The 13,790-nt window shown below is 70.1% G+C and carries 12 protein-coding genes, 2 rRNA genes and 1 pseudogene (1 of these 15 only partly in view); 4 read left to right on the forward strand and 11 right to left on the reverse strand.

Annotation, left to right across the window (positions count from 1 at the left end; all coding sequences use genetic code 11):
* Both C1708_RS17450 and rrf read left to right on the forward strand, forming a co-directional pair.
* Positions 1-1,153 (forward strand): 23S ribosomal RNA (locus C1708_RS17450); it begins 1,973 nt to the left of the window's first position.
* Between the two features lie 89 nt (positions 1,154-1,242).
* Positions 1,243-1,359 (forward strand): 5S ribosomal RNA (gene rrf, locus C1708_RS17455).
* A gap of 54 nt (positions 1,360-1,413) precedes the next feature.
* Here the strand turns inward: rrf and C1708_RS17460 are convergent.
* From C1708_RS17460 to C1708_RS17475, 4 genes and pseudogenes are all read right to left on the reverse strand, one after another.
* The gene (locus C1708_RS17460; protein WP_106413548.1) at positions 1,414-2,076 is read right to left on the reverse strand and encodes a response regulator; all 663 of its coding nucleotides are present in this window, start codon (positions 2,074-2,076) and stop codon (positions 1,414-1,416) included.
* Positions 2,073-3,326, reverse strand: a complete 1,254-nt coding sequence (locus C1708_RS17465) for a sensor histidine kinase (RefSeq protein ID WP_502696069.1) — start codon at positions 3,324-3,326, stop codon at positions 2,073-2,075. The genes C1708_RS17460 and C1708_RS17465 overlap by 4 nt, the downstream gene beginning before the upstream one ends.
* Before the next feature lie 50 nt (positions 3,327-3,376).
* Positions 3,377-4,156 (reverse strand): ABC transporter permease, encoded by a 780-nt coding sequence (locus tag C1708_RS17470; protein WP_106413549.1) that lies wholly within the window; start codon positions 4,154-4,156, stop codon positions 3,377-3,379.
* 101 nt (positions 4,157-4,257) lie between these two features.
* Positions 4,258-4,578 (reverse strand): annotated as a pseudogene (locus C1708_RS17475) (ATP-binding cassette domain-containing protein); the annotation flags it as partial.
* A gap of 92 nt (positions 4,579-4,670) precedes the next feature.
* Here C1708_RS17475 and C1708_RS17480 point away from each other — a divergent pair.
* Entirely contained in the window at positions 4,671-5,234 is a 564-nt protein-coding gene (locus C1708_RS17480; protein WP_106413550.1) for a GNAT family N-acetyltransferase, read from the forward strand.
* On the opposite strand, the gene C1708_RS17485 is transcribed toward C1708_RS17480, so the two are convergent.
* From C1708_RS17485 to C1708_RS17510, 7 genes are all read right to left on the reverse strand, one after another.
* The gene (locus tag C1708_RS17485; RefSeq protein WP_106413551.1) at positions 5,223-6,704 is read right to left on the reverse strand and encodes a type VI secretion protein; all 1,482 of its coding nucleotides are present in this window, start codon (positions 6,702-6,704) and stop codon (positions 5,223-5,225) included. The genes C1708_RS17480 and C1708_RS17485 overlap by 12 nt on opposite strands.
* 20 nt (positions 6,705-6,724) lie before the next feature.
* Entirely contained in the window at positions 6,725-8,137 is a 1,413-nt protein-coding gene (locus C1708_RS17490; protein WP_106413552.1) for an ATP-binding protein, read from the reverse strand.
* Positions 8,138-8,151: 14 nt separating this feature from the next.
* A complete protein-coding gene (locus C1708_RS17495; RefSeq protein WP_106413553.1) occupies positions 8,152-9,711 on the reverse strand; it encodes an SCO6880 family protein in 1,560 nt (519 codons plus the stop codon).
* Entirely contained in the window at positions 9,708-11,036 is a 1,329-nt protein-coding gene (locus tag C1708_RS17500) for a hypothetical protein (RefSeq protein ID WP_106413554.1), read from the reverse strand. Before C1708_RS17500 ends, C1708_RS17495 begins: the two co-directional genes overlap by 4 nt.
* On the reverse strand, positions 11,026-11,826 hold the full coding sequence (locus C1708_RS17505) for a DUF8175 domain-containg protein (protein WP_106413555.1): 801 nt from the start codon (positions 11,824-11,826) through the stop codon (positions 11,026-11,028). The genes C1708_RS17500 and C1708_RS17505 overlap by 11 nt, the downstream gene beginning before the upstream one ends.
* Complete coding sequence (locus C1708_RS35665; RefSeq protein WP_274543355.1) at positions 11,823-11,945, reverse strand: hypothetical protein; 123 nt, start codon at positions 11,943-11,945, stop codon at positions 11,823-11,825. Before C1708_RS35665 ends, C1708_RS17505 begins: the two co-directional genes overlap by 4 nt.
* Positions 11,946-12,034: 89 nt before the next feature.
* Complete coding sequence (locus tag C1708_RS17510; RefSeq protein WP_106413556.1) at positions 12,035-12,343, reverse strand: DUF8827 family protein; 309 nt, start codon at positions 12,341-12,343, stop codon at positions 12,035-12,037.
* 413 nt (positions 12,344-12,756) lie between these two features.
* Between C1708_RS17510 and C1708_RS17515 the strand changes: the two genes are divergently transcribed.
* Positions 12,757-13,704, forward strand: a complete 948-nt coding sequence (locus C1708_RS17515; protein WP_403473638.1) for a bifunctional lytic transglycosylase/C40 family peptidase — start codon at positions 12,757-12,759, stop codon at positions 13,702-13,704.
* Positions 13,705-13,790: the final 86 nt, after the last annotated feature.

A 13,790-nucleotide genomic window follows, 5' to 3' on the forward strand; every position in this document is an offset into this window, starting at 1 on the left:
AGACCAGCGAGAAGCGACTGTTTACTAAAAACACAGGTCCGTGCGAAGCCGTAAGGCGATGTATACGGACTGACGCCTGCCCGGTGCTGGAACGTTAAGGGGACCGGTTAGCTCACTTTCGGGTGGGCGAAGCTGAGAACTTAAGCGCCAGTAAACGGCGGTGGTAACTATAACCATCCTAAGGTAGCGAAATTCCTTGTCGGGTAAGTTCCGACCTGCACGAATGGCGTAACGACTTCTCGACTGTCTCAACCATAGGCCCGGTGAAATTGCACTACGAGTAAAGATGCTCGTTTCGCGCAGCAGGACGGAAAGACCCCGGGACCTTTACTACAGTTTGATATTGGTGTTCGGTTCGGCTTGTGTAGGATAGCTGGGAGACTGTGAAGCCTGGACGCCAGTTCGGGTGGAGTCGTCGTTGAAATACCAGTCTGGTCGTGCTGGATGTCTAACCTGGGTCCGTGATCCGGATCAGGGACAGTGTCTGATGGGTAGTTTAACTGGGGCGGTTGCCTCCTAAAGGGTAACGGAGGCGCCCAAAGGTTCCCTCAGCCTGGTTGGCAATCAGGTGTTGAGTGTAAGTGCACAAGGGAGCTTGACTGTGAGACCGACGGGTCGAGCAGGGACGAAAGTCGGGACTAGTGATCCGGCGGTGGCTTGTGGAAGCGCCGTCGCTCAACGGATAAAAGGTACCCCGGGGATAACAGGCTGATCTTCCCCAAGAGTCCATATCGACGGGATGGTTTGGCACCTCGATGTCGGCTCGTCGCATCCTGGGGCTGGAGTCGGTCCCAAGGGTTGGGCTGTTCGCCCATTAAAGCGGTACGCGAGCTGGGTTTAGAACGTCGTGAGACAGTTCGGTCCCTATCCGCTGTGCGCGTAGGAGTCTTGAGAAGGGCTGTCCCTAGTACGAGAGGACCGGGACGGACGAACCTCTGGTGTGCCAGTTGTTCTGCCAAGGGCATGGCTGGTTGGCTACGTTCGGGAGGGATAACCGCTGAAAGCATCTAAGCGGGAAGCCTGCTTCGAGATGAGGACTCCCACCCACTTGATGGGGTAAGGCTCCCAGTAGACGACTGGGTTGATAGGCCGGATATGGAAGCACGGTAACGTGTGGAGTTGACCGGTACTAATAGGCCGAGGGCTTGTCCTCAGTTGCTCGCGTCCACTGTGTTGGTTCTGAAACCACGAACAACCCCATGCCATGGTCACGGTGTGGTGCGGTTGAGTGTTTCACAGTGTTTCGGTGGTCATAGCGTAGGGGAAACGCCCGGTTACATTCCGAACCCGGAAGCTAAGCCTTACAGCGCCGATGGTACTGCAGGGGGGACCCTGTGGGAGAGTAGGACGCCGCCGAACAATTCTTGATATGGAGAGCCCCCGTGCCGTTCGGCACGGGGGCTCTCTGCGTTTTTAGGGCTGTACCAATCCCGTCTCGTACGCGCAGATCACCGCCTGGACCCGGTCCCGCGAGCCCGTTTTCGCGAGGACGCGGCCCACGTGGGTCTTCACCGTGGATTCGGCGAGGTGGAGGCGCTCGGCGATCTCCGTGTTCGTCCAGCCTTTGCCGATGACCGTCAGGATTTCGCACTCGCGGTCCGTCAGCGCGGCCAAGCGGGGGTCGGGCGCCGAATCTTCGGCGGTGCCGGCGGGGAGATGGCGGGCGTAGGCGTCCAGCAGGCGGCGGGTGAGGCTGGGGGCCACGACGGCGTCTCCGGAAGCGACCGCGCGTATGCCGGAGAGGAGGTCCTCCGGCTGGGCGTCCTTGACGAGGAAACCGGAGGCTCCGGCGCGGAGTCCGGCGTAGGCGTACTCGTCCAGGTCGAACGTGGTGAGGATGAGGACGCGCGTGCGGTCGCCGGAGGCGGTGATGCGGCGGGTGGCCTCGATGCCGTCCAGGCCGGGCATGCGGACGTCCATCAGGACGACGTCCGGTCTGAGCTCCGCGGCCTTGCGGACCGCCTCCGTCCCGTTGGCGGCCTCGTCCAGGACCGTCATGTCGTCCTGGCTCTCCAGCAGCATGCGGAAGCCGAAGCGCTGAAGGGGCTGGTCGTCGGCGATGAGGACGGTGGTCACGGTGCGGATTCCTCCGGGAGACGCAGGTGGACATGCCAGCCGCGCCCCGGGTGCGGGTGCGGGCCGGCTTCCAGGGTGCCGCCGTACAGCGCGGTGCGTTCTCGCATTCCGGTGAGTCCCCGGCCGTCGTTCACCGTGGGCGTACCGCCGCGGCCGGTGTCGGTGACGGTGAGCGTCACGGCGCCCGAGGGGGCGTAGGAGAGGGTGACGCTGGCGGTGGCGTCCGGGCCGGCGTGCTTGAGGGTGTTGGTGAGGGCTTCCTGGAGGACGCGGTACAGGGTGAGCTGGCGGCCGGGGGAGAGGGTGGTGGGCTCGCCCTCGACGGTCGCCCGTACGGGCAGTCCGGCCCGGCGGACACCATCGAGGAGACGGTCGAGGTCGGCGAGCGCGGGCTGGGGGGCGAGGTCGGCGGGGGCGGGCTCGTCGTCGCGCAGGACGTCCAGCAGGCGGCGCAGCTCGGTGAGGGCCTGGCGGCTGGTGTCTCCGATGGCGGTCAGTGCCTGGGCGGCACGCTCGGGGGACTGGGCGGCGGCGTAGCGACCGCCGTCGGCGAGGCCGGTGATGACGGACAGGTTGTGGCCGATGATGTCGTGCATCTCGCGGGCTATGCGGGTGCGTTCGGTGGCCGCGGCGAGGCGGGCCTGCTGGTCGCGTTCGCTCTCCAGGCGGCGGGCGCGGTCCTCCAGGGACGCCAGGTGGTCCCTCCGGGAGCGGACCGCGATGCCCAGCAGCGCCGTGAGGGCGAAGCCCCAGAGCGCCGGTCCCATCGCCGCGTCCCAGGCCGCGAGCGGATGGCGCAGGGCGCCCGGGACGAGCGGGAGGACGACGATGAGAGAGGCCGGGACCAGCTGTCTCAGGGGCCGGTGGAGGGCGAGGCTGAACACCGGAACGAGCTGGACGAGGTGGGCCTGGAGGATCGCGCCCGACCAGCTGTTGAGCAGTGCGAAGGGGGCCGTCGCCAGGAGGACCGCCAGGGGGTGGCGGCGGCGCCACAGGAGCGGCAGCGTGAAGCCGAGGCTGAGGACGACCAGGTGGGTGTCCGGCACATCGAGGTTCTGGGCGGTGCGGCGCCAGCCGCTGCTGGCGTAGTCGGTGAGCGCGGCCGCCATCCAGAACAGGGTGACCGTCACGTCCCATACGTACGGCTTGCGCCGGTCGAAGAGGCGCACCGACGCCGGCAGGTGGTGCAGTCGGCCCGTGAGGGCGGCGGTGTCCGTGCCGTGGGCGTCCCGCGTCTGCTGTCCGGTCACGGAACCATGCTCGGCCACCGGGGAGTTCTGTCCCGGCGTTTCCCTCACACTCAGACGTCCCTTCGCTGCAGCAGCACCCCTGCCGCCGCCATCGTCCCGAACGCCCACAGGCCCAGGGCGAGCAGGGAAAGGCCGGGGGCGGGCGCTCCGGCGACGGTGTCGAGGGCGGAGACGTTGCCCGCTGCCTGGGCGGGGAAGTACTCGGCAGCCCTGTCCACGGCGCCGACGGGGATCATGCCGATGACCTCCGGCAGGACCATGACGCCGCCGACGAACGCCCCGATGCCGCCGGCCACCGACCGCAGCAGCGCGCCGAGCGCCATGGCGAGGGCGGTCAGGGCGGTGATTCCGGCGGCCGTGCCGGTCAGCGCGGCGAGGACGCCGGGGTCGGTGAGGGAGGTCTCCTGGTCGGTGCCGGTCAGGAGGGTCTGCGCCAGCGGGTGGCCGATGAGGCAGGTGATCAGGGTGAGCGGGAGGACGACGGCGACCAGGATGCCGGCCTTGGCCCACAGCACGGGCACCCGGCGGGGCACGGCCGTCAGCGTGGCGCGGATGGTGCCCGTCGTGTACTCGCCTGCGGTGAACAGGACGCCGAGCACGGGCAGCGAGATCATCGCGATCTGCGTCCCGGCCGGACCGAGTTCGACCGGGTCGACGAACTGCCGGCTTCCGGTCTCGTAGTGGGCGGAGACGATCAGACCGACGCCGACGATCGAGACGGCCGAGAACGGCAAGGTGATCCAGGTGGAGCGGAGCGTCGTCAGCTTGTGCCACTCGGAGCGCAGGACGCGGGCCGGGGTGACCCGGTAGGGCCGGTCGGTGGTGGTCATGCGGTTGCCCCCTGCGTGGTGGCCGGGTACTCGACGGCGTCGTGGGTGAGGGTCATGAAGGCGTCTTCCCGGGAGGCGTGGACCGGGGTGAGTTCGAAGAGGGGGATGCCGTGGGTGAGGGCGAGGGCGCGCAGGCGGTGGCGGGCGGTGCGGCCCGGGTGGGTGGAGCGGGCCTCGAGCAGGGCGCCGACCTCGGTGAGGGGCGCGGGGTGGGCGGCGCAGGCGCGGCCGCCGACGGTGACCCGGCCCGAGGTCGGGGCGTCCAGGCCGAGGATCATCCGCATGGTGGTGGACTTGCCGGCGCCGTTCGGGCCGAGGAAGCCGGTCACGGTGCCGGGGCGGACGGTGAAGGAGAGGTCGCTGACGGCCGTCTTGCCGTTCCTGCCGCCGTAGCGTTTCGTGAGGTGCTGCGCCGTGATCATGGGTCGATGCTCGTCCGCGCGGGGGGCGGCGGGCGTCGGACGGCGGCCTTATTCCTTGGGAGGCCGTGGTACCCCGGTACTACCGTGGCCGCATGAGCTACAAGGTCCGTTCCCTGCGCGTCGACGAGTGGCCCCGGGCCAAGGCCTTGCGGCTGGAGGCGTTGCGGGATCCCGTGGCGCCCATCGCCTTCATGGAGACCTATGAGTCCGCCGCCGCCCGGCCCGACTCCTTCTGGCGGGAGCGGGCCGAGCGCAGTGCCGAAGGGGCGTTCGGGGCGCAGCAGATCATCGCCGAAGGGCCGGACGGGGAGTGGGTCGGGACGGTCACCGTGCTGATGGAGGAGGCGGGGGCCACGGACTGGGCCGGGCTGCCCGTCGAGCGGCGCCAGGGGCACCTGGTCGCGGTGTTCGTGCGGCCCGCGTACCGGGGCATCGGGCTCACCGAGGTGCTGTTCGACGCCGGGCTGGAGTGGGCGTGGGCGCAGGGCGCCGAGCGGGTGCGGCTCCTCGTGCACGAGGACAACGGGCGGGCGCTGCGGGCCTACCGCAGGGCGGGGTTCGTCGAGACCGGGGTGACCATGACGCTGGGGGACTCCTCGGACGGCCGGGAACTGGAGCTGGCCGTGGAGCGGCCGGACGAGGAGTCAGACCGGTAGGCCGGCGTGCGGCCAGCGGGTGCGGGCCTGTTCGCGGGAGCGGAGGAGGGCCACCGTGGGCATGCCGCGCTCGGGGCCGGCGGCGAGGAGCTCCGGGAGCTGGGGGAGGGGGGCCACCGCTGCCACGTCGTCGAGGACGAGGGTGAGTGGTGGGTCGAGCCGACCGGAGGATGACCGTTCGGCCATGCGCCGGCCGTGCTCGACCACGTGCGAGACGAGCGCCGTGAGCAGAGGCATGGCGCCCGGACCGGTGCGGGGATCCTCGATGGATTCCCCCACGACGTAAAGCGTTCCCCCTTCGTGGATGAAGGAATCCAAGGCGAGGGCATCACTTCGGTGCGGAGTGCAGGCTTCCCGGACGTTGACCGTGGACAGGGCCGCCAGCGCACGTGCCGTCAGCTGCTGGGCCATGTCCCGGCGTTCGGGGTGCGCGGTGAGCGCCGCCTCGAGTTCGCCCGCGGAACCGGAGGCCGCCTTGGGGTGGGTGCGCAGGACCCGTACGGCGTCCTGGACCTGGAGGCCCTGGGCCCAGCGGTGGACGTGGCGGACGGTGCGGCCGTCGACGGCGGCCGCGTGCAGGTAGCTGCGGAGCAGCAGTTCGGCGGTGTCGCCGACCGCCTGGTCGAGCCGGGAGGCGGGGCGGACGGGGGCGAGGAGCGCGGCGGCGCGGGCGGTCGCGGTGTCCCTGTCCTCGCAGCCGGCGGTGGGCGACCAGTGGAGGCGGGCCGGGGTGTCGCAGAGGTGCGTCGGGTCGTAGAGGTGGGCGGGGCCGAGCTTGGCGCGGGCGTCCTTGGTGTCGTACCAGAGGGCCGGGTTGGACGTGAGGACGAGGGCGGGGCCCTCGGCGTCGCGTACGGCCTGGGCGGCGGTGGTGTGGCGGGTGGCCGGGGGGCCGTAGTGGAGGCCGGGGGCGGTCGCCCGCTCGGAGGGCTGAGGGAACGGGGCGGGGACGGGCTCGGGATGCCTGGGGGCGGGGACCTCGTGCACCGGCACCGGTGACGGCTCGGGCCCGGTCTCGGGTGCCGGTTCCGGCTTCCGGACCGGCTGCGGCGTCGGTTCGGGCGGAGGGGGTGCCTCCGTGATCCGTCCCTCCGTGCGGCGGCGGGCCCGTACCGCCCGCCAGCGGGCCACCGTGCCCAGGACGAACACGGTGAGGACCACCAGGACCATCAGCTGGCCGATGAGCAGGCCCCAGAAGAGGCCGGGGCCGGAGAGGTCCCCGGGCGGGGCGTCGGGCCAGGCGCCGGGGAGGTCGCGCGGTTCGGCGACCAGGTGGCGCAGGGCCGGCGGAGTGCGGGTGAAGGAGAGGCCGGACGGCCAGTGGCCGTGGGAGAAGAGGCCCGCGAGGCCGGTGGCCGTCCACACCATCGCCGTCATGCCGAGGAGGAACGCGAGGACGCCGACCAGTAGTCCGTCCGGGATGCCGCCACCTTGGCCGCCGGTGCGCCCGCGCTGCTCGTCCGGTCTCACGCGTCCCCCTCCTGCCGCTCTTACGCCACCGTCGACTCGGAGTCCCCGACGTGCTGCTCCACGAAGGCCGCCGCCCGCTCCTCCGCCTCCAGCTCGGCGGCGCGCAGGGCGTCGTCGGCGAGGAGGTCGGCGGACGACTCGGTCATCGCGCGGTCGGTGAAGACCAGGGGGCGTTCCGTCTCGGTGACCAGGTGTTTGACCACCTGGACGTTGCCGTTGACGTCCCAGACCGCGATGCCCGGGGTGAGCGTCGGGATGATCTCCACGGCCCACCTCGGCAGGCCCAGCACCCGGCCCGTGGCCCGCGCCTCGTCCGCCTTCTGGGCGTAGATGGTGCGGGTCGAGGCCATCTTCAGGATCGCCGCGGCCTCCTTCGCCGCCGCTCCGTCCACCACGTCGGACAGGTGGTGGACGACCGCGACGAAGGACAGGCCGAGGCGGCGGCCGAACTTCAGCAGCCGCTGGAACAGCTGGGCCACGAAGGGGCTGTTGATGATGTGCCAGGCCTCTTCGACCAGGAAGATGCGCTTCTTCCGGTCGGGGCGGATCCAGGTGTGCTCCAGCCACACGCCGACGATCGCCATGAGGATCGGCATGGCGATGGAGTTGCGGTCGATGTGGGACAGGTCGAAGACGATGAGCGGGGCGTCCAGGTCGATGCCGACGGTCGTCGGGCCGTCGAACATGCCGCGCAGGTCACCGTCGACCAGGCGGTCGAGGACCAGGGCGACGTCCAGGCCCCACGCCCGGACGTCGTCTATGGCGACGTTCATCGCCTCCGCCGACTCCGGTTCCGGGTGGCGGAGCTGCTCGACGATGTCGGACAGGACCGGCTGGCGCTCCACGATGGTCTCGTTGACGTAGGCGTGCGCGACCTTCAGGGCGAAGCCGGAGCGCTCGTCGAGGCCGTGCCCCATGGCGACCTCGATGATGGTGCGCAGCAGTGCCAGCTGGCCCGTCGTGGTGATGGACGGGTCGAGCGGGTTGAGCCGGATGCCGTGGTCCAGGGCGGCCATCGGGTCCAGGCGGATGGGCGTGATGCCCAGCTCCTGCGCGATGAGGTTCCACTCGCCGACGCCGTCCTCGCCCTGCGCGTCCAGCACGACCACCTGGCGGTCGCGGAAGCGGAGCTGGCGCAGCACGTACGTCTTCTCCAGCGCCGACTTGCCGTTGCCGGACTCGCCGAGGACCAGCCAGTGGGGGGCCGGGAGCTGCTGGCCGTAGAGCTGGAAGGGGTCGTAGATGTAGCCCTTCCCGGAGTAGACCTCGCGGCCGATGATGACGCCGGAGTCGCCGAGGCCGGGCGCGGCGGTCGGCAGGTACACCGCCTGCGCCTGGCCGGTGGACGTGCGCACCGGCAGCCGGGTCGTCTCGACCTTCCCGAACAGGAAGGACGTGAAGGCGTCGGTGACGACGGACAGCGGATCCCGCATCTTCAGCTCAGCCCCTACCTACGAATGCCGGTGGCGAACGGGAGAGTGTTCACGAACGCGCGGTGGTGCTCGCGGTCGCACCACTCCAGCTTCAGGTACGACTTTCCGGCCGAGGCCCGTATCGTCCGCTTGTCGCGGGCCAGGGCTTCGGGCGTGCGGGAGGAGACGGTGATGTAGCCGACCAGGTTGACGCCCGCGGCGCCGCTGGCGAGGTCCTCGCCGCGCTGGTCGAGGCGGCTGTGCGCGGCGATGTCGCGGGGGTCGACGGTGCGGTTCATCTTGGCGGCGCGGGACGCCTCCGCCGCGTCGTTGGTCTTCTCGGTCAGCATGCGCTCGATGGCGACCTCGGTGGGTTCGAGGTCCATCGTGACGGCGACCGTGCGGATCACGTCCGGGGTGTGGACGAGCAGCGGCGCGAGGAAGTTCACGCCGACCGGGGTCATCGGCCACTCCTTCACCCAGGCCGTGGCGTGGCACCAGGGGGCGCGGGTGGCGGACTCGCGGGTCTTGGCCTGGAGGTACGTGGGCTCGGTGGCGTCCAGCTCGGCCGGCCAGGCGTTGCGCTGGGACATCGCCTGGATGTGGTCGATCGGGTGGTCCGGGTCGTACATGGAGTGGATCAGCGAGGACAGCCTGCTCTGGCCGAGCGGCTGGCGTACGCGGATGTCGGCCTCCTGGAGCCGGGAGCAGATGTCGGTCAGCTCACGGGCCATGACGACGGCGAGCCCCGCGTCCCGGTCGACCCGGCCGCCGCCCTGGCCGCGCATGGCGCGGGCCATGGCCGCGGCCTCGGCGGCCAGTTCGCGGTTGTAGTGCATGCAGGCGACCAGGTACGCGCGGTGCTGCTCGCTGCTGGTCGACACCATCGACTGCAGCTGGTCGTACGACTGCTGCAGCCAGGCGGGCGCCCTGTCGTCGCCGCGCACGGTGACGTCCTTGGCGTGCGCGTCGGGGTCGGCGGGGAGGGTGCGGGCGAGCATCTGGAGGCGGGTGACGAAGCCGTCGCCGTTCGCCACGTGCTTGAGCAGCGTGCCGAAGCGGTCGACGAGGGCCTCCTGGTCCTCGGAGTCGCGCAGGCCGACGCCGGGGCCCTCGATCTCGATGGCGGCGGTGACGGTCTTGCGGTCCGCGTGCAGCAGGACGGCGATCTCGTCGGGGCCGAACGGCGCGGAGAGCCAGGTGATCCTGCCGATGCCGGGCGGCGGCCCGACCTCCACCTCGCGGCCGTCGAGCCGGGTGCCGGCCTCGACGACCCCGGACCGGTAGGTGGCGCCGCGGCGCAGGGTGCGCTTGTAGCTGCGGTTGATCTCGAACCACTTGTAGAACGTGCGGTGCTTGTACGGCACGTACACGGCGGCCAGGGCGAGCATCGGCAGGCCCACCAGCAGCACGATCCGCACGGACAGGACGGGGACGAGGAGCCCGCACATCATGCCGAGGAACGCGCCGACGACGATGAGCGCGATCTCACCGGTCTCGCGATTGCGGCCGACGATCGCGTTCGGCCGGGCGCGGCCGATCAGATACGTACGGCGGGGCGTGACCGTGGGGGACAGATGGGACTCGGTCGTCAACGCCCTTCACCTCCCGTGCGGTTGGTACTGCTGTTGCGGGTGCTGGCGTGCGGGGTGTTCACCGGGCTGCCCGTCCGGGGCGGGGGCGCGGCGGAGGGGACGGATCCGCCGCCGCCGGACGAGCGGGAGCTGTGCGCGGCGACTCCCCCGGAGGCGGGGTTGGACGGGCGGGGCGCGGAGGACTGGCCACCGCCGCCGCCGTGGTTGTCGGTACGGGTGCTGTGGGTCTTGATGCCCTGCGCGACCAGGGTGGCCGGGGAGCTGATGACGGCGGCGGCCTTGCCCTCGGCGCCCTGCATGAGGCGGTTGTTGCGGGAGCCGGCGATCTCGTCGCCGAAGCCGGGGACGAAGCGGTAGATCATCGCCGAGGCGAAGATGGCGAGCAGGATGATCGCCAGGCCGGAGACCACGGCGGAGAAGGCGTCCGGGCCGTCGTCGGCGGAGAGCGCGCCGGCCAGGCCGAGCACGATGACGATGACCGGCTTCACCATGATCACGGCGATCATGATGCCCGCCCAGCGGCGGACGTGGCCCCACAGGTTCTTGTCGACCAGGCCCGCGTAGACGACGGTGCCGAGGAGGGCGCCGACGTAGAGCAGGGCGGCGCGGATGACCAGCTCCAGCCAGAGGATGCCGGCGGCGAGGATGGAGACCAGGGAGACGACGATCAGCATGATCGGGCCGCCGCCGATGTCGTTGCCCTTCTCCAGAGCGGCGGAGAACGTCCCGAAGAACGCGTCCGTCTGGTCGCCGGTCGCCTTCGCCAGCACGTCGGTGACGCCGTCGGTCGCGGAGACGACGGTGTAGAGGATCAGCGGCGTGAAGGCGGAGGCGAGGACGGTCAGCCAGAGGAAGCCGATCGCCTCGGACAGGGCGGTGGTGAGCGGCACGCCGCGGACGGCCCGCTTGGCGACCGCCAGCAGCCAGAGGAGGAGCGTGAGGATCGTCGACGCGGCGAAGACGACGGCGTACTGCTGGAGGAAGGTGTCGTTGGTGAAGTCCACCTTCGCGGTGTCCTCGACGGCGGCGCTGAGCTGCTTGACCGTCCAGGCCGCGGCGTCGGCGCAGCCGCGGGCGAGGGAGGCGAGGGGGTCGAGGGCGGAGGTGGGGTCGTTGAGGGGGGCGGGGTCTCCTCCTCCGGAGGAGCCGCCTTCACCGCGTTCGCAGTAGTCCTTGGCGGGGCCGTGGATCAGGTCACAGGGGTCGTTGCTCGGCGTGGGCGTAGGGGTGGGCGCGGCCACGGCGCGGGAGGCGAACAGGACGGCCGCCGTCTGGACGGCCGCGACAGCGCCTGTCAGTGCGAGTGTGCGGCGGTTAGCGGGCATACGTGAACCCTCCGTACTCCTGGACGGCCTTCGCCATCTCGTCGGCGCTGGAGGCCCGTTGGTCGCCTGGCACCGGCGTGGGGCCGTCCTTCTGAGAGTGGGTCACGATCTTCCAGTCCCCGTCGGTCCACTCGAGCTGCATGGTGATGGTGAACCAGCTGTTGGTGACCGGATTCGTGGAGCTTTCTCCAGCGAGCCCCAGGAGGCCGCTGCACCAGACTTCGACCGTCGCCGTGTCGGAGGACGACTCGGTGACCTTGGTCCCGACCGGACTCGTCCGTGAGACGAACGTGAGGCCCTCCGGTGTGGTGCCGTCCTCGTTCAGGCCTACGTTCTTGTTGAACTCCGGCGTGTACGCCTTGTCCAGTGTCGCCTCGAAGTCCGCGACCCGGGCGGGAACGATGATCGACTGAAGGATTGCGTCGCGACGGGTCTTGGTGAACATGTCGGCGGAGCCGAGCGCCACCGCGTAATTGGCCGCCGCGCTCTCCGCCCCCCGGCGGTCGTGGGTGAAGCCCGTCGGGATGCCGGCCGCCTTCGTGGAGACCGGCTTCTCGCCCGAGGGCGCCGTCGCCGCCGCCTTGGGCGAGTCGCTGCCCTCCTCCGCGTCGGAATCCCCGCCTCCGCGGTTCGCGAAGGCGATCGCCGCGATGAGGAGGACCACCACGCCGACGACCGTGACCAGGCTGCGCGACGACGACCGGCCGTGTCTGCGCGCGCCTCCGTACGGGTCGCCGCTCCCTTCGGGCAGACGGGTGCGGGTCCGGCCCGTGTCGTCTCCGAGACTCATGCCGCGTACGCCCCCTCAGCGTCGTGCGGGAACACCTCGTACTCCGCGTACTCCGTGTACTCCACGTACGACGGTAGCCGTACCGGCCGCCGCTCGGGCGTGGTGTGGTGACTGGACATCAGGGAAACGCAACCTCAGCCGGTGGGCACGACGGGCGGATGGGACGGAGGGGATGCCGGGCGTGCCCGGTCGGGACCGATGGTGCGGGTCAGACGGCCATGCCGTACACGATGGTGAACAGGGTGCCGAGCGACCCGATGATGAAGACGCCCGTGAGGCCCGCGATGATGAGGCCCTTGCCCTGTTCGGCGGAGAACGTGTCCCGCAGCGCGGTGGCGCCGATGCGCTGTTTGGCCGCCCCCCAGATGGCGATGCCGAGACAGATGAGGATGGCGACCGCCATGACCACCTCGATCATCACCTTCGCCTCGTTGCCCAGCCCCCCGAAGGGGCCCCAATCCGGAGCGATTCCGCCGATAATGGTGTTGATGTCTCCCTCGTCGGCCGCGAAGAGCATGTAAGTCACCGCCCCTGTATGGGTAGTTCCGATTCCTCTGCGGGGGTGCAGAGGTCAGATCTCATTGTCGCCGACGATGCCGCTGTCGTATGTCGACTTGGCGTCATCTCTTGGCGGGTTTCGTAGGAATAGCTTGCCACCGGCGCGCGCCGGACTCCGGGAGGGGCGCGCTCCGACGGGTGAAGAGTCGTATCGTCACTCTGTGTATCACGCTGGGTAACGCCGGGCAATGAAGCGTGGCTCACTCCGGTGGCGTGGACCGCGCATGTCGTCGTATCTGATCACTTCCGTTCGGCGGTCCCGCCTCTACACTGTCGGTCGGCGGTGGACTGCCGGACAGCGAGGGGTGGTTGACGGTGCGTAAGGTCTGGGTCGGTGCGACTCTCGCCGTCGGCTCCGCACTCGCCTTCGTGATGCTGCTCGTCGTCGGGGTGTACGTCGTCGCCGGGAACCTGGTGAACGGGGTGGGCGGCGGCGCCGCCAAGACCCTCGCCAAGGGGAGCGTGCCGGCGGCCTATCAGCAGCTCATCGCCCGGTGGGGAAATCTCTGTCCCGCCATCAACCCGGCGCTGCTCGCCGCGCAGCTCTACCAGGAGAGCGGGTTCAACCCGCGGGCGCAGAGCCACGCGGCGGCGCAGGGCATCGCGCAGTTCATCCCCGGCACCTGGGCCGCGCACGGGATCGACGGCGACGGGGACGGCGACCGTGACGTGTGGGACCCGGCGGACGCGATCCCGTCCGCGGCGACCTACGACTGCGCGCTGGCGTCCTACGTGAAGGACGTCGGCGGGGATCCGACCGCGAACATGCTGGCCTCGTACAACGCGGGGGCGTACGCGGTCATCAAGTACGGGGGCGTGCCGCCGTACGAGGAGACGCAGAACTACGTCAAGCGCATCCGTGAGCTGGAGAAGTCGTTCGCCGCGCCGGTGGGGCGGGTGGATCCGTCGCGGCAGGCCGCGGGGGCGATCGCGTTCGCGCAGAAGAAGCTCGGCACGCCGTATCTCTGGGGCGGCAACGGCACCGCCGACCAGGGCGGACGCTTCGACTGCTCGGGTCTGACGAAGGCCGCGTACGAGAGTGTGGGGATCACGCTGCCGCGGGTGGCGAACGACCAGTACAACGCGGGGCCGCATCCGGACCGGGACGAACTGCTGCCGGGCGACCTGGTGTTCTTCTCCGACGATCTCACCGATTCACGGGCCATCCGGCATGTGGGCATCTACGTCGGCGGGGGCTACATGATCGACGCGCCGCGCCCCGGCGCGGTGATCCGATTCGACCCGGTCGACACTCCTGACTACTTTGGTGCCACCCGCGTCACGGAAGATGGCGCGAAAGCGCTCCCCACGACGGTGTGAGCGAAACGACAAACGCCCCCCGTGAGCTGCGAAGACGTATCTCTCTTCGATAACGTCTGCGTGATCTTTCGGTGGAGGGTGGAACG

This window comes from Streptomyces sp. DH-12, from assembly GCF_002899455.1.
In the GTDB taxonomy this organism is placed as follows: Bacteria; Actinomycetota; Actinomycetes; order Streptomycetales; family Streptomycetaceae; genus Streptomyces.